The 15,848-nt window shown below is 69.5% G+C and carries 12 protein-coding genes; 6 read left to right on the top strand and 6 right to left on the bottom strand.

Annotated elements, in window-relative coordinates:
• Positions 1-28: 28 nt before the first annotated feature.
• The 4 genes from B7438_RS02805 (at position 29) to B7438_RS02790 (ending at position 4,936) form a co-directional block, all read left to right on the top strand.
• A complete protein-coding gene (locus tag B7438_RS02805; RefSeq protein ID WP_085367845.1) occupies positions 29-1,369 on the top strand; it encodes a nitrate/nitrite transporter in 1,341 nt (446 codons plus the stop codon).
• 223 nt (positions 1,370-1,592) lie between these two features.
• A complete protein-coding gene (locus tag B7438_RS02800; protein WP_085367842.1) occupies positions 1,593-2,939 on the top strand; it encodes an RNA polymerase sigma factor in 1,347 nt (448 codons plus the stop codon).
• Between the two features lie 9 nt (positions 2,940-2,948).
• Positions 2,949-4,223 (top strand): MurT ligase domain-containing protein, encoded by a 1,275-nt coding sequence (locus tag B7438_RS02795; protein WP_085367840.1) that lies wholly within the window; start codon positions 2,949-2,951, stop codon positions 4,221-4,223.
• The gene (locus B7438_RS02790) at positions 4,220-4,936 is read left to right on the top strand and encodes a type 1 glutamine amidotransferase (RefSeq protein ID WP_085367838.1); all 717 of its coding nucleotides are present in this window, start codon (positions 4,220-4,222) and stop codon (positions 4,934-4,936) included. The genes B7438_RS02795 and B7438_RS02790 overlap by 4 nt, the downstream gene beginning before the upstream one ends.
• 341 nt (positions 4,937-5,277) lie before the next feature.
• Here the strand turns inward: B7438_RS02790 and alr are convergent, their stop codons facing one another.
• From alr to B7438_RS02775, 3 genes are read right to left on the bottom strand one after another with little or no spacing between them, the layout of a single operon-like run.
• A complete protein-coding gene (alr, locus tag B7438_RS02785) occupies positions 5,278-6,354 on the bottom strand; it encodes an alanine racemase (protein WP_085367837.1) in 1,077 nt (358 codons plus the stop codon).
• Complete coding sequence (locus tag B7438_RS20950; protein WP_085367835.1) at positions 6,351-7,034, bottom strand: alanine racemase C-terminal domain-containing protein; 684 nt, start codon at positions 7,032-7,034, stop codon at positions 6,351-6,353. Before B7438_RS20950 ends, alr begins: the two co-directional genes overlap by 4 nt.
• A 54-nt stretch (positions 7,035-7,088) precedes the next feature.
• Positions 7,089-7,325, bottom strand: coding sequence for a hypothetical protein (locus tag B7438_RS02775; protein WP_055896232.1), 237 nt, complete (start codon positions 7,323-7,325; stop codon positions 7,089-7,091).
• A gap of 212 nt (positions 7,326-7,537) precedes the next feature.
• On the opposite strand from B7438_RS02775, the gene B7438_RS02770 reads away from it, so the two are divergent.
• Positions 7,538-9,622 carry a type IIA DNA topoisomerase subunit B gene (locus B7438_RS02770; protein WP_085367832.1) on the top strand — a complete coding sequence of 695 codons (2,085 nt, stop codon included), beginning with the start codon at positions 7,538-7,540 and terminating at the stop codon, positions 9,620-9,622.
• Positions 9,623-9,712: 90 nt separating this feature from the next.
• Here B7438_RS02770 and B7438_RS02765 read toward each other — a convergent pair whose 3' ends face one another.
• Positions 9,713-12,190 carry a DNA topoisomerase (ATP-hydrolyzing) subunit A gene (locus B7438_RS02765; protein WP_085367830.1) on the bottom strand — a complete coding sequence of 826 codons (2,478 nt, stop codon included), beginning with the start codon at positions 12,188-12,190 and terminating at the stop codon, positions 9,713-9,715.
• Positions 12,191-12,255: 65 nt separating this feature from the next.
• Here B7438_RS02765 and B7438_RS02760 point away from each other — a divergent pair, with 65 nt between their 5' ends.
• The gene (locus B7438_RS02760; protein ID WP_256921839.1) at positions 12,256-13,392 is read left to right on the top strand and encodes an alkaline phosphatase family protein; all 1,137 of its coding nucleotides are present in this window, start codon (positions 12,256-12,258) and stop codon (positions 13,390-13,392) included.
• On the opposite strand, the gene B7438_RS02755 is transcribed toward B7438_RS02760, so the two are convergent.
• Both B7438_RS02755 and sepH read right to left on the bottom strand, forming a co-directional pair.
• Positions 13,340-14,620, bottom strand: a complete 1,281-nt coding sequence (locus B7438_RS02755; protein WP_085367826.1) for an acyltransferase — start codon at positions 14,618-14,620, stop codon at positions 13,340-13,342. The two genes, B7438_RS02760 and B7438_RS02755, sit on opposite strands and share 53 nt — an antisense overlap.
• A gap of 53 nt (positions 14,621-14,673) precedes the next feature.
• Entirely contained in the window at positions 14,674-15,819 is a 1,146-nt protein-coding gene (sepH, locus tag B7438_RS02750; protein ID WP_085367823.1) for a septation protein SepH, read from the bottom strand.
• Between the last annotated feature and the right edge of the window lie 29 nt (positions 15,820-15,848).

Here is a 15,848-nt window from a genome sequence, read left to right as displayed (position 1 = left end):
CCGGCGTGGTCGGTAATACGCTGGAGGAGTGAATTCGCGGCGCTCCTGGCTCATCTTCGGGATCGGCGTCTTCGCCTACCTGATCGCGGTCATGCAGCGCACGAGCATCGGCGTCGCCGGAGTAGCAGCGACCGAGCGCTTCCACAGCACGGCGTCCGTGCTCTCGACCCTCGCCGTCGTGCAGCTGATCGTGTACGCCGCCATGCAGATCCCGGTCGGCGTGCTGATCGACAGGGTCGGCTCGCGCTGGCTGATGGCGGTGGGCACAGCGCTGATGATCGTCGGTCAGGTAACCGTGGCGTTCGCGCCGACCATCGGGGTCGCCATCCTGGGGCGCATCCTGGTCGGGGCAGGGGATGCGACGGTGTTCACCTCGCTGATGCGCCTGATCAACTCGTGGTTCCGCGGGCGCCTGGTGCCGCAGCTGTCCCAGTGGATCGGCAACATCGGCCAGCTGGGCCAGGTGCTGTCCGCCATCCCGTTCGCGATCATCCTGCACCAGGCGGGATGGACGACCGCGTTCCTCAGCGCCGCATCGCTCTCGGTGATCGCGCTCGTCGGCATCGTCGCCGCGATCTCGGACAGGCCGGTCGGCTCGTCGGAGGGCCCGCGTCCCGCCACCTGGGGCGAGTCCATCCGGCAGCTGCGGGTGAGCCTGGCGCGGCCGGGCACGCAGCTCGGCTTCTGGTCGCACTTCGTCACCCAGTCCTCCGGCACCGTGTTCAGCCTGATGTGGGGGCTGCCGTTCATGGTGTTCGCGCTCGGGATCGACCCGGCGGAGGCGTCCGGGCTGCTGATCGTCGCCGTGGTCGCCGGTCTCATCTCCGGTCCCATCCTGGGCGTGCTCACCGCGCGCCACCCGCTGCGGCGCAGCAACCTGGTGCTGGGGATCGTCGCCATGATGGGCGTTGTCTGGGCCGTGGTGCTGCTCTGGCCGGGAACGCCGCCGCTCTGGCTGCTGATCGTGCTGCTGATCGCGATCGGGATCGGCGGACCCGGCTCCCTGATCGGGTTCGACTTCGCCCGCACCTCCAACCCGCTGCGCAGCCTCGGCTCGGCGAACGGCATCGTCAACGTCGGCGGCTTCCTCGCCAGCTTCGTGATGATGTTCCTGATCGGGCTGGCGCTCGACGGGCAGAACGCCGCCCGCGTCGCTGCGGGGGGAGCATCCGATCTGTATGCCCTGGATGCGTTCCGCTGGGCGTTCGCGATCCAGTACGTGATCGTGGGCATCGGCGTCGGATTCCTGGTGCGTGCGAGACGCCGCACCCGCCGCCTGTTGTCCGAGGACGAGGGAATAGAAGTGGCCCCGTTGTGGGTTCTACTCTCTGACGCGTGGAAGAGACGCGGACGAGGGGCGGCCGGCTGAAAGCGGCTGGGCGGCGGCGGAGCACCGATGGTCGGGGGCGGCCATGAATCGTGCAATAATAGTTGATCGGACCCGTTCATATCCAGGGGCTCGGAGCATGGAAAACTGCACCGCGCACAGACCCAGGACTTGACATGGGTCTTAGTAATGTCCGCACGCAACCTGAGCCAGGCCAAGGCGCTTCGGATTCTCGGCCCCTCCGCTTGGTATGAAAGGTGTTCACATGGCAACCCGTGCAGCAACGAAAGCTCCAGAAGCAGAGGTGACCGGGGCCGAGGTCACCGAGGCCGAGGTCACTGAGACCGCAGCGAAGAAGACGGCGGCGAAGGCCGCTCCGGCAGCGAAGAAGACGGCAGCGAAGGCTCCCGCGAAGAAGGCCCCTGCGAAGGCGGCCGCGAAGACGACCGCCAAGAAGGGCGCGAGCAAGGCCAAGGGCGACGACGAGCTTGGCGACGACGACGCCGTCGAGATCGACGAAGAGGAGACCGCGGAGGTCGAGGTCGAGGCAGCAGCCGACGACAGCGACGACGCGGAAGAGAAGTCGGACGACGACGACGCCAAGCCCGCTGCGGCCGACGAGCCCCTGCCGACGGGAGCACTCGTGCTCCGCGCCGTCGACGAGGACGACGACATCCCGGTGTACTCCACCACGATCACCGGCGCCACGGCAGACCCCGTCAAGGACTACCTGAAGCAGATCGGCAAGGTCGCCCTGCTGAACGCGGCGGAGGAGGTCGAGCTCGCGATGCGGATCGAGGCCGGCCTGTTCGCCGAGGACAAGCTCGCCAACACGCCGAACATGCCGCGTGAGCTCGAGCGCGAGCTCAAGTGGGTCGCGCGCGACGGCCAGCGGGCCAAGAGCCACCTGCTCGGAGCGAACCTCCGACTGGTCGTCTCGCTCGCCAAGCGGTACACCGGTCGCGGGATGCAGTTCCTCGACCTCATCCAGGAAGGCAACCTGGGCCTCATCCGTGCCGTCGAGAAGTTCGACTACACCAAGGGCTTCAAGTTCTCCACGTACGCCACCTGGTGGATCCGTCAGGCGATCACCCGCGCGATGGCCGACCAGGCCCGCACCATCCGCATCCCGGTGCACATGGTCGAGGTCATCAACAAGCTGGCCCGTGTGCAGCGGCAGATGCTGCAGGACCTGGGCCGCGAGCCCACGCCGGAAGAGCTGAGCCGTGAACTCGACATGACCCCCGAGAAGGTCATCGAGGTGCAGAAGTACGGCCGTGAGCCGATCTCGCTGCACACCCCGCTCGGCGAGGACGGCGACAGCGAGTTCGGCGACCTGATCGAGGACACGGAGGCGGTCGTCCCGGCCGACGCTGTGGGCTTCACGATGCTGCAGAAGCAGCTCGAGAGCCTCCTCGACTCGCTCTCGGAGCGCGAGGCCGGAGTGATCCGGATGCGCTTCGGGCTCGGCGACGGAATGCCGAAGACGCTCGACCAGATCGGTGACACGTTCGGGGTGACGCGTGAGCGCATCCGTCAGATCGAGTCGAAGACGATGGCGAAGCTCCGCCACCCGTCCCGGTCGCAGTCGCTCCGCGACTACCTCGAGTAGGCCGGGGGAGTGCGCTACAGGCTAGCGGTCGTCGCCGGTCGTCTCGCCCGCTGGCTGCTGCGCCTGCGCGGCGGCGGCTCGGCTGTGCCGGGACGCGTCGCGCTCGCGATCGCGCCGAAGTTCCTGGAACGCGCCGTCGCCGAGCTTCCTCTCGGCGTCGTGTTCGTCTCCGGGTCGAACGGCAAGTCGACCACGACGAACATGCTCACGGGCATCCTGCGCGAGCACGGGTTGACCGTGTTCACCAACCCGTCGGGGGGCAACCTCCCGCAGGGGATCGCGTCCGCGCTGCTCGCCACCGTCCCGCTGGACGGACGCGTGCGCGCCGACGTCGGCGTGATCGAGGTGGACGAGGCGTACGGCGTCGACCTGGCGACCATCCTGAAGCCACGGGGCTCGCTGCTGCTGAACGTGCAGATCGACCAGCTCAACCGGTTCTTCGAGCCGACCAGGGTGGTCGGGATGCTCCGCTCGATCGGCGCATCCTCGTCGGAGTTCGTCGTGGTGAACGCCGACGACGACAGCCTCGCGCGGGTCGGCGCAGAACTGCTCGCCGAGGGCCGTGACGTGTCGACGTTCGCGGTGGCACCGTCGATCATCGACGCGTCGCCGAACGGGCTCGCCAACGTCAAGGACGTGTCCGGCGTGCCGGCGGGAGCGCTTCCCGTGCCGTCCGTGTTCGTCAGCGAACTGGACGCGCGCAGTGCGCGCCTCGCGTTCGGCGGCGAGAGCGTGCAGGTTGCCCTACCCGCCCGCGGACTGCACTACGCCGTGGATGCGGCCGGTGCGACCGCGATGGCCCGCCGCCTGCTCGGCGACCGGTTCCGCCCGGAGGCCGTGGTGGCCGCGATGTCGTCGCTGCGCACGGTCTACGGCCGCGGCGAGACCCTGCGGGTCGGCGACGAGGACATCGAGATCATCATGATGAAGAACCCGCCGAGCCTGCAGCTGAACCTCGACTACCTCAGCGCGCCGCCCGAGCAGGTCTTCGTGGCCGTCGACGAGGGAACGCCGGACCCGTCGTGGGTCTACGACATCGACCTCTCGTCGATCGAGCACGTGGATGTGGTCTCCGGCACGAAGGCGTGGCAGTTCGCCACCCGGTTCGCGTACGCGGGCATTCCGGTCGACCAGGTCGTGCCGGAGCTGAAGCCGGCGTTGACCGCGTTCCTCGCGCTGCCGAAGCCGGCGACCGGCACCAAGACCATGATCGTCAACTACGAGCAGATGATGCTGATCCGCAAGCAGCTCGGCTTCCTCGACCTGGAGGGCGGCGAACGATGAGCGTGTTGCGCATCCTGCACCTCTACCCGGCCGAGCTGGGCATCAACGGCGACGCCGGGAACGTGACGGCCCTGGTCGAGCGCGCCCGCTGGCGTGGCATCGACGCCGAGGTCGTCCGTCATCCGGTCGGCGGCGTGCTGCCGGAGTCTGTGGACATCGTGCACATCGGCAGCGGCCCTCTCTCGTCGCAACGGGCGGTGCTCGCGGACGTGCAGCGCATCGCCCCGGCGCTGCGGGACTGGCGGGACGCCGGCATCCCGATCCTGGCGATCGCCGGAGGCTGGCAGCTGCTCGGCACCGAACTGGTCACGGCCGACGGCGAGCGTCTGGCCGGGGCGGGCGTCTTCCCGACGCGCGCCCAGCTGGGCGCGGCCAGGCACGTCGGCGAGATCGTCGTGCGCACCGCGCAGGGAACGCTGGCCGGCTTCGAGAACCACTCGGCCACGACCACGCTGGAGGGTGCTGAGCCATTCGGCCAGGTCGTCAGCGGCACCGGAAACGACGGCGGCCAGACCGAGGGCGTCGCGCTGGCCGCGGCCATCGGAACGCACCTGCACGGCCCCGTGCTGCCGATGAACCCCGCACTGGCCGACCGGATGCTCGCGACCGCCCTGCGCACCGAACTCGCGCCTGTGCAGCAGACCGAGAGCGTCGACCGCTACGCGGCCAACGCGCGCCGCGCCATCGCCGACCGCCTCGGCGTGAAGCTCTAGCCCGAGTCCGGCCCCGGGCCCCGGCGGCTGGCTGCCTGGCCGCCCGCCTGCCCTACCGGCTGTCCTCACCACCTACCACGCCGCTCATCCCCCCCCCATCACGCCCGAACTCCGTTCGAACGGAGTTCCACCCGGCCCGCGAGCGTTTCTCCGCACGAACGGAGTCGCAGACGGCGTGTCGCGCGGATTCTCCGGTGTTGCGTAAAGGAGGAAGTCTGAGCCGACACGCCGCGGGTGCATCCTGTGCAGCGGAGATAGGGGGCGGTCCGGCTGGAATCTCCGCTTGAACGGAGCGGGCCAGCGCAGGGAAAGATGTGCGGCGGTGGGGGTGCGTGGCGCGGTCAGCCGACGTAGACGCGGGGGACGCGCTGCGCGACGCCCGTGAGCATCTCGTCGGCGATCGTCTCCGCCCAGTCCGCCCACTTCTCGGCGATGACCTCGCCGTTGACGCCAGGACCGAACAGGATCGCCGTGTCGCCGACCTCCACGCGGTTCGCGCCGACGTCGACGAGCATCGAGTCCGCGTCGACCGCGAGCACCGGGCAGGGCAGTCCGCCGATGGAGACGTGCGCCTTCGCGATGCCGAGGGTCGGCACGCCGTCCGCATAGCCGATGCCGAGGCGCGCGTGCGTGGTGCCGCCGACGTGGATGCGGGTGACCGGCGCTTCGAGGCGCATCGCCGGGATGAGGCCCAGGTCGGCGCCCGTGCTGTCGTCGAAGGGGGAGACGCCGTATGCGGCGATCCCGAACCGGACGAGGTCGAACCGCGCCTCGGGCATCCGGATGCCCGCCGAGCTCGCGGCGAGGTGCAGGATCTCGAACGTGGCCCCGTGCTCCTCGGCGACGACGACCGCCTCCCGGAACTGGGCGAGCGCCGCCTCGTCGTCGGCGATGGAGGCGTCTGCGAGGTGCGACCACGCCGCCCGGATGCGCACGATGCCCTGCTTCTGCAGCGCGACGGCCGCATCCACCAGTCCCGGCCAGTCTTCGCGGGTGGCGCCGTTGCGGCTGAGGCCGGTGTCGACCTTGAGGTGCACGACGGCGGGACGGTCGGCACCGGAGGCGGCGATCGCGTCGAGCTGCCAGCGTGCCGAGATCCCGAGCTCGATGTCGGCTTCGATGCCGGCGCGCCAGTCGGTGTCCGCACCGTGCAGCCAGGCGAGCAGGGGGACGGTGATGCCCGCCTGCCGCAGCACCAGGCCCACCGGGATCTCGAGGACGGCCAGCGACGCTGCGCCGGCGTCGATGCCGGCCTCCGCGACAGGGAGCAGGCCGTGGCCGTACGCGTCCGCCTTGACCGCCAGCATCAGCTCGGAGGGTGCGATGAGGGAGGCGAGGTGCGAGACGTTGTGGCGGAGCGCCGCGAGGTCGATGACCGCGCGCGGCAGCGGCTCGGCGATGGCGTCGACAATGGTCATTCGTAGACCCTCTCGATGCGGCGGCCGAGCCGCGAGGTGATGACGGCGGCGGCGATGCCGATGAGGTCCGCCAATTCGCCCACGGACGGTTCGCCCTGGGCCGGGTCCCCGAACAGCACCGCGTCGTCTCCGGGCTCGGCGGTGAAGTCGTGGAGGTCGACGACGAACTGGTCCATCGCGATGCGGCCTGTCACACGGCCCACGAAGTCTCCGATGCGGACGGGCGCCTTGTTCGAGACGACGCGCGGGATGCCGTCGGCGAAGCCGAGCGCGACCAGCGCCAGCGTGGTGTCCTGCCGCGTGCGGTAGGTGTAGCCGTAGGAGACGCCGCTGTCGGCGTGCACGCGCTTGACGGCGATGACCTCGCCGGAGAGCCGCATGGCCGGACGCCCGCCGCTTGCCAGCCCGAAGAGCTCGGGCCCGGCGACGTGCGGGTTGACAGCGGCATCCGGATCGGCGACGCGCGCGCCGGAGACTCCGGCATCCGCCAGAGCGGCCTGGTCTTCGACCCGGGAGACGAGAAAACCGCCGACCCCCGCATCCGACAGCGCACGTGCCACGGGGATGAGCCCGTGTCCGTACGCGTCAGCGCGGAGATCGGCGGTGAGGTCGGTGAGCGGCCCGGTCGCCGCAGCGTTCGCCAGGATGGCGTTCAGGTCGATGACGGCGCGCCTACGCACGCCCCTCGGCCGTCCACTCATGTCTGGGTGACTCGCTGCAGTGCCGCGAACTCGTTACGCGCGCTGCTCTTCGAAGAGACGTGCCGTCTCGTCGTGCCAGCTGTGCGCGATCTGCGAGAGCTTCTCCTGGTGCTTCTTGCCGTGGTGAGCGCAGAACAGGAGCTCGCCGTTGTTCACGACAACGCGGATGTATGCCTGGGCTCCGCAGCTGTCGCAACGGTCGGCCGCCGTCAGTTGCGGCCCCGATGCGAGCTCGTCAACCGCACCGTTCTCCGTGGTGATCGTCGACATGTGATGCTCCTTTCAGATCGCAACCGTGAACTCGGTACTTATATAGAACCACGTTCCGGACGGAACACTGCCCGATTCGCCCGCTATTTCGCTGAACGCGTAGCACACACTCAGGCGGGTGTCGGTGACGGGGCGCACAGCCGGCACTCCGTAGGCTGGAGAGTGTGTGACGTCGGCATCCATCCGGCGCATCGGAATCGCAAGGAGCGCTCGTGGCGAGCTCGGACTATTCGGCCAGACATCTCTCCGTCCTGGAGGGGCTGGAGGCGGTGCGGAAGCGCCCCGGCATGTACATCGGATCGACGGACTCCCGCGGTCTCATGCACTGCCTGTGGGAGATCATCGACAACTCCGTCGACGAGGCGCTCGCCGGGCACGGGTCGACCATCGAGGTCGTCCTGCACGCCGACGAGAGCGTCGAGGTGCGAGACAAGGCCCGCGGCATCCCCGTCGACATCGAGCCGAAGACCGGCCTGTCCGGCGTCGAGGTCGTCTTCACCAAGCTGCACGCCGGCGGCAAGTTCGGCAGCGGATCGTACGCGGCATCCGGTGGCCTGCACGGCGTCGGTGCCTCCGTCGTCAACGCGCTCTCCGAGCGGCTCGACGTCGAGGTCGACCGCGACGGCAAGACCTGGGCCATGTCGTTCCACCGGGGAGAGCCCGGCATCTTCGACGACGGGAAGAACGAGCCGAGCCCGGACGCGCCGTTCACGCCGTTCGTGAAGAATAGCGAACTGCGCGTGGTCGGCAAGGCGGCCAAGGGCGCGACCGGCACGCGCATCCGGTACTGGGCGGACAGGCAGATCTTCACGAAGGGTGCGGACTTCCAGGCCGACGACCTGGTGGGGCGCGCGCGGCAGACCGCGTTCCTGGTGCCCGGCCTCAGCATCAGCATCGACGACAAGCGCAGCGACGACGGAGAGAAGACCACCTTCGAGTACCAGGGCGGCATCTCCGAGTTCGTCGACTTCCTCGCGCCGGACAGCCCGATCACCGAGACCTGGCGGCTCACCGGCAGCGGCACGTTCACCGAGACCGTCCCCGTGCTCTCCGACAGCGGCGCGATGCTCCCGACCGAGCTCACCCGCGAGTGCGAGGTCGACATCGCCCTGCGCTGGGGCACCGGATACGAGACGGTGATGCGCAGCTTCGTCAACATCATCGCCACGCCGAAGGGCGGAAGCCACCAGACCGGCTTCGACCAGGGGATGCTCAAGTTCCTCCGCGCACAGGTGGAGCAGAACGCGCGCAGGCTGAAGGTCGGCAACGACAAGCTGGACAAGGACGACGTGATGGCCGGCCTCACCGCCGTCCTCACCGTGCGCCTGCCGGAACCGCAGTTCGAGGGCCAGACCAAGGAGATCCTCGGGACGCCCGCCGTGCGCGCGATCGTGGCCCAGGTGGTGCAGAAGGCGATGGCCGAGCGGTTCTCGTCGACCAAGCGCGACGACAAGGCGCAGTCGGCCCTGCTGCTCGACAAGGTCGTCGCCGAGATGAAGTCCAGGATTTCCGCGCGCGCCCACAAGGAGACGCAGCGCCGCAAGAACGCGCTGGAGACCTCGTCCCTGCCGGCGAAGCTGGTGGACTGCCGGTCGAGCGATGTGGCCAACAGCGAGCTGTTCATCGTCGAGGGCGACTCGGCGCTCGGCACCGCGCGGCGTGCGCGCGACAGCGAGTACCAGGCGCTGCTGCCGATCCGCGGCAAGATCCTCAATGTGCAGAAGGCCTCGGTGTCCGACATGCTCTCCAACGCGGAGTGCGCGGCGATCATCCAGGTGATCGGGGCCGGTTCCGGCCGCAGCTTCGACCTGGCGACGGCGCGATACGGCAAGGTCATCATCATGTCCGACGCGGATGTGGACGGTGCGCACATCCGGACGCTGCTGCTGACGCTGTTCTTCCGTTACATGCGGCCGATGATCGAGGAGGGTCGCGTGTTCGCGGCCGTGCCCCCGCTGCACCGTGTGATCGTCGTAAACCCGGGCTCCAAGCCGAACGAGACGATCTACACGTACTCGGAGGCGGAGCTGCAGGCGGTGCTCGCCGACCTGAAGAAGCGCAACAAGCGCTACCAGGAGCCGATCCAGCGCTACAAGGGGCTCGGCGAGATGGATGCGGACCAGCTGGCGACCACCACGATGGACCGCCACCACCGCACCCTGCGGCGCGTGCGCGTCCCGGACGCCGAGCAGGCCTCCCGTGTCTTCGAGCTGCTGATGGGCAACGACGTCGCCCCGCGCAAGGAGTTCATCATCGCCGGGGCCGACGACCTCTCCCGCTCCCGAATCGACGCCTAGCGAAGCCATCGAGCCGGGACTTATGCACGCCTAGACACGGCGTGTCGCGTGCATAAGTCCCGGCTCGATTGTTTGGGGCGTGGGGTGGAGTTAGGCGAGGCGGCGGCCGACGGAGGCGACGACCATGTCGAGCGGGGTGCCGGAGGCGTCGCGGCGGACGAGCGTGTCCGGGAGGGCGCGTGCAGCGCCGTCGGCGGCGACCGCGAGGGCGGGCGCGCGGCCGACCCAGGCGAGCTGCAGTTCCGTCTCTCCCTTGAGGAAGCGCTGGGAGCGCACGCCGCCGGTTGCACGGCCCTTGGCCGGGAACTCGGCGAACTCGCTCATCTTGCCGCTGCCGGGGTCTGCGCCGAGGAGGGTGTCCCCTCCGGCCGCGATGGTGACGACGACGGTCTCGTCCTTCTCGTCGGCCGGCACGCTGCCGAAGTAGACGACCCGCGCATCCGCGCTGAGGTTGATGCCGGCCATGCCGCCCGCCGAACGACCCTGCGGGCGCACGGCGGTGGCGGGGAAGCGCAGCAGCTGGGTGTCGCTGGCCACGAACACCAGTTCGTCGGTGTCGTCGCCCTGCACGGCTCCGACGACCTCGTCGCCCGCCTTCAGCGCGATGATCTCGAACTCCGGCTTGTTGGCCCAGTCGCCGGGGGAGACCCGCTTGACGACGCCCTGCTTGGTGCCGAGCGCGATGGCCCTCGGCGCGTCGAGCGACACGATCGCGAGCACCTTCTCCTTGCGGTCGGCCATCGCCAGGTAGTCGCCGACCTTCACGCCGGCGCCGAGCTGGATCGAGTTGACAGGTGCGGCGGGCAGGTCGACGGGGGAGAACCGGATGAGGCGCCCGCGGTTGGTGACGGCGCCGATCTCGGTGCGCGTCGTGGTGTCCAGCTGCGACAGGATCGCGTCGTGCTTGCTGCGCCTCGCCGGAGCAGCGATGCGGTCGAGGCCGCCGTCGTCGCCCGGTTGCTGGTCGACGCGCAGGATGCGGCCGGTGGTGGACAGCAGCACCCGGCAGGGCACATCCGCCACTTCGAGCACCACCTGCTGCTTGCCGCGCGCGGACGCCGTCGCGATGGACGGGCGCGCCTCGGTGAGCAGGGTGCGGCGCGGGGTGCCGAACTTCGCGGCGACCTGCTCCAGCTCGTCGGAGACGAGCGCGTTGATGCGGTCCCGGCTGGCGAGCAGTTCTTCGAGCTCGGCGATCTCCGCTTCGAGCTGGGCCTTCTCGGTCTCCAGTTCGATGCGGGAGAACTTCGTGAGGCGGCGCAGGCGCAGCTCGAGGATGTAGTCGGCCTGCAGGGTGCTCAGGTCGAACACATCCATCAGCCGGGTGCGGGCCTGCTCGGTGTCGTCGCTGGCGCGGATGACCTGGATGACCTCGTCGATGTCGAGGATCGCGATCAGCAGGCCCTCCACCAGGTGCAGGCGTTCCTTGCGCCGGGCGAGCCGGAACTGGGAGCGCCGGGTGACCACCTGGATGCGGTGCCCGAGATACACGGACAGCAGCTCATGCAGGCCGAGGGTCTGCGGGCCGCCCTCCACGAGCGCGACGTTGTTGATCGAGAAGCCGTCTTCGAGCGGGGTGTGCCGGTACAGCTGCTCCAACACCGCCTCCGGGCTGAACCCGGTCTTGATGCCGATGACGAGCCGCAGGCCGTGCTGGCGGTCGCTCAGGTCGGTGACGTCGGAGATGCCGGAGAGCTTCTTCGCGTTGATGCCGTCCTTGATCTTCTCGATGACCTTCTCGGGGCCGACGAGGTAGGGCAGCTCGGTGACGACCAGCCCGCTCTTGCGCGCGGTGATCGACTCCACGGTGACCTTGGCGCGGGTCTTGAAGCTGCCGCGGCCGGTCGCATACGCGTCCCGGACGCCGGACAGGCCGACGATCGTGCCTCCGGTGGGGAGGTCGGGGCCCGGCACGTATTCCATCAGGTCGTCGAGCGTGGCATCCGGATGCGCGAGCAGGTGACGCGCGGCGCCGACCACCTCGATGAGGTTGTGCGGAGCCATGTTGGTCGCCATGCCGACCGCGATGCCGCTCGCACCGTTGACCAGGAGGTTCGGGAACGCGGCGGGGAGCACATCCGGCTGCATCAGCTGGTTGTCATAATTGGGGACGAAGTCGACGACGTCCTCGTCGAGGTCCTCCGTGAGGGCGAGCGCCGCCGCCGCGAGGCGCGCCTCGGTGTAGCGCGGGGCGGCCGGTCCGTCGTCGAGCGAGCCGAAGTTGCCGTGGCCGTCGATCAGCGGAACGCGCAGGGTGAAGTCCTGGGCCATGCGCACGAGGGCGTCGTAGATGGCGCTGTCGCCGTGCGGGTGCAGCTTTCCCATCACCTCGCCGGTGACGCGGGCGGACTTGACGTGACCGCGGTCCGGCCGAAGGCCCATTTCAGTCATCTGGTACAGGATGCGCCGCTGCACGGGCTTCAGGCCGTCGCGCGCATCCGGGAGCGCACGCGAGTAGATGACGGAGTACGCGTACTCGAGGAAGGAGCCCTGCATCTCGGTCGTGACGTCGACGTCTTCGATGCGTTCGGTGGTGCCCGCTGCGGCCTGGTCGTCTGCTGGTGTCATTCGTGCAATCTCGGGAGGGGAGAGAGGGGCGGCGAGGTGGTCACGGGTGTGACAAACTGGGCCGGATGCCCCCCATGCTACCGGCCGCGTTCACCACACGAGCGAGCCTTGCCGCTGTTCTGCCAAGTTCCCTGGCGGCGCTGGGCGGCGGGCAGAACGCCCTCGGCCTCCCGCCACTCGACCACGTGGTGGTCGTGGTGGTCGACGGCCTCGGCGCATCGTCGCTGCGCGCCCGCTCGGGCCACGCCCGCACCCTCGCCCCGCTGCTCGGCAAGACGACGACCATCGACGCGGGCTTCCCGACCACGACGGCCTCCGCGCTGGCCACCCTCGCCACCGGCACGATGCCCGGCGAGCACGGCCTGGTGGGCTACCGCGTGCTCGACGCCGCCAACGACAGGATCGTCAACCAGCTCTCCGGCTGGGACGACCGCCTCGACCCCGCCACCTGGCAGCGGTCGCGCACGGTCTTCGAGCAGGCTCGGGATGCGGGGGTCGCCACCCGCGCGATCGGGCTGCCGAAATACAGTGACTCCGGCTTCACCGCCGCCGTGCTGCGCGGGGCGGAATTCGTCGGCGGCCGCACGATGGCCGACCGGTTCGGCGCGGCGGAGCAGATCCTGCAGACGCCCGGCCCCGGCCTCACCTACCTCTACGTCGCCGAACTCGACCAGCTCGCCCACGCGAAGGGCTGGGAGTCGCCGGAGTGGACGTCCGCCCTGGAGACCCTAGATGCGCTTGTCGCCTCACTGGCCCGACACCTCGGCCCCCGGCAGGCCGTGCTGCTGACGGCCGACCACGGTGTGGTCGACGTTCCGGTCAGCGGCCACGTCCTTTTCGACACCGCCCCGGAGCTGGTCGACGGTGTGCGCCTGATCGCGGGGGAGCCGCGCTTCCTGCACCTGCACCTCGACCGTGCGGACGACGCGGAAACCGTCGCAGAGCGGTGGCGCTCCGCCGAGGGCGACAGGGCGTGGATCGCCACCAGGCAGGAGGCGATCGACGCCGGCTGGTTCGGGCCGACCGTGCATCCGGAGGTCGCACAGCGGATCGGCGACGTGCTCGTGGGTGCACGCAAACGGGTCGCGTACTACGACTCGCGCGACCGCCTCGACACCGGACGCGGCATGATCGGCCAGCACGGCTCGCTCACCGACGACGAGACGCGGGTTCCTCTTCTCCGCTTCGGGGCTGCGGGCTAGAAGCTTCCGCGCTCGCCTCGTCCGTGCTCGCCTCGTTCGGGTCTTCCGGAGCGGGCGGCAGATGGCGCGGCCGGATGCGCAGCACGGTGCGCGCCCACTGATACCAGTGCGCGATGCCGCGGCCGGGGCCCCAGTCCTTGAGCATCATCGCCCGCTTCTCGACGACGTGCCAGGACAGCCAGGCGCACGCCGCCGTGACGATGGTCGCCCCGAGCAGATACGGGAAGAAGCCGAGCTTGTACAGACCGAAGTACGCGAGCGTCTGCTGCACCAGGAAGCCATAGATGTAGACGCCGTACGAGTAGTCGTTGGTGCGGCCGACTCTGCGGAGGGGAGCGGGGAGCACCGCGCCCAGCCAGAGCACGAAGTAGACGCCGGCCGGGACGCCGAAGACGGCGTATCCGCCGGTGAACAGGGTCGCGAAGTAGACGATCCCGCTGATCACGCCGAGGCGGTGGTCGAGGGGGACGGAACGCGAATACACCGCGATCAGGGCGCCGACCATGAAGGGGTAGCTGAGGCGCAGCATGAGCTCGCTGGTCAGCAGGGGGAAGACGGACTCGACGGCGTGCGGCTGGAGGATCTGCAGGATCTGGGCCACGAACAGCGCGACGACGATGACGGCGACGACGAGCCTCGCCTTGCGCAGCACGGCCGTGACCAGCAGAACGGCGATGACGAGGTAGCAGGTCCACTCGTAGGTCAGCGACCAGAGCGAGCCGTTGAAGACGCTGGCGCCGGTGAGCAGTCCGTACGGCGTGGTCGTGGCGAAGATGTCCCGGATGCCGTACGACCCGATCGCCAGCGTCCAGTTCGACGCCAGGTAGTGCCACGGGCTGCCGGGCGCGAGCGCGAAGTAGGACAGGAAGGTGTGCCCGTCCAGCATCCAGATCACCGGGCCGACGGCGAACGCGGCGACCAGCAGCACAACGAGGAAGCCGGGGAAGATGCGCAGCGCCCTGCGCCAGAGGAACTGCAGCAGGTCGGTCGACAGGCCGCTCTTGGCGATGAGATAGCCGCTGATGGCGAAGAAGCCGCCGACAGCGAGCGCGCCCAGATTCGCCTGCTCCCCGGTGTAGCGGGAGAAGCCCTCGTCGAAGCCGCCGAGCGGGAAGCTGTGGTCGACCAGGACGACGAACGCCAGCACCAGGCGGATGAAGCCCAGGGCGTTGTCGTGGCCGCGGAGGCCGACTCCGATGGAGCGCAGGGAGGCGTCGGCGGATGGCATCCGATTATCCTAGACGACCGCCACGAAGCGGATGCTCCGGGCGGTCACGGCGACTAGGCGAGGTCGTCGTCGGTGCGGGCACCGAACACGATCTCGTCCCAGCTCGGCATGGATGCGCGGCCCTTCTTGCCCGCACGGGCCGAGGCGGATGACGCGGACGATCCGGACGGGTCTGACGCGGACGACGACTGCGACGACGGCGCGGACGGCGCAGACTGCTCCGGCGCGGGCGGTGCCTGCTCGACGGGCGTGTCGAAGATCGCGATCGGCTCGTCGACCACCCGGAACGGAGCGTCGCCCGCCTCCGGGACGTCGCGGAGCACATCCACCGGCTCGTCGTACACGGCGGCCTCGCGCTCACCGCGGCGACGGCGCAGGGCTTCCAGCAGGTCGGCGGTCTGGTGCAGGTCGCGCGGCGTCTCGTCGTCCGCGCGCTTGATGGCGGAGACGGCGATCGAGTTGTTCGCGCCGTTCGGGGCACGGTTGTAGGTCAGCGGTTCGAGCGGCTGCGTGATCTCCGGGCCGAGCAGGTCGGGGGCCTCCGGGAACGTGAATGCTCCGCTGTCGAAGCGCGACTCGTCCGGCTCTCCCTCGTGCGGCATCACGGCCCGCAGCCTCGGGATGAGGGTGCCGCCCTTCAGCTCGCCCGCCTGGGAGAGCGTTGTCGCCTCCGAGTTGAGCGGCGAGAGCGAGTGCTTGCGGGCGTCGTAGCCCCAGCGGGCGTCGTGGTCGATCTGGTCGGCCGTGAACTCCAGCTTGACGATCCAGCCGGCCTCGCTGTCCTTCCAGCTCGCCCAGCGCTCGCCGGCGACGCCGAGGGAGGCGAGCCTGTCGCGGATGACGGAGCCGAACGTGTTGCCCTCGCCGAGCGGATCGACGTCCGCCGTGGTGACGACCGGAACGCTCAGCGCGCTCGCGACGATGTGCTCGCGCTCGGCGACGATCGGTCCCTCGAAGCGCTGCACGTAGTCGAGTGGCGCACCGGTGACGCTCGCGACGTCCTCGGCGGACATGCCGGAGCGGATGTGGGCCTGGACCTCGCGCGGCGACAGTTTGGGCGCCGTGGCCGACGTCTCCTGCCTGACCTGGCGGATCTTCGACTGCAGCACATCGTCGACGGCGATGCGGAACCGCTCACCGTCGTCACCGACGGCGAGCAGAGCGCCGTTCTCGACCCCGATGACCTTTAAATCCTGCATGGTGGATGCCTTCCCAGCTGCGTACGTAC

It is taken from the genome of Leifsonia sp. NCR5 (assembly GCF_002105485.1).
Taxonomy (GTDB): Bacteria; Actinomycetota; Actinomycetes; order Actinomycetales; family Microbacteriaceae; genus Leifsonia.
Note: the sequence above shows the minus strand (reverse complement) of the source record. Positions and strands in the feature narration are given on the sequence as shown.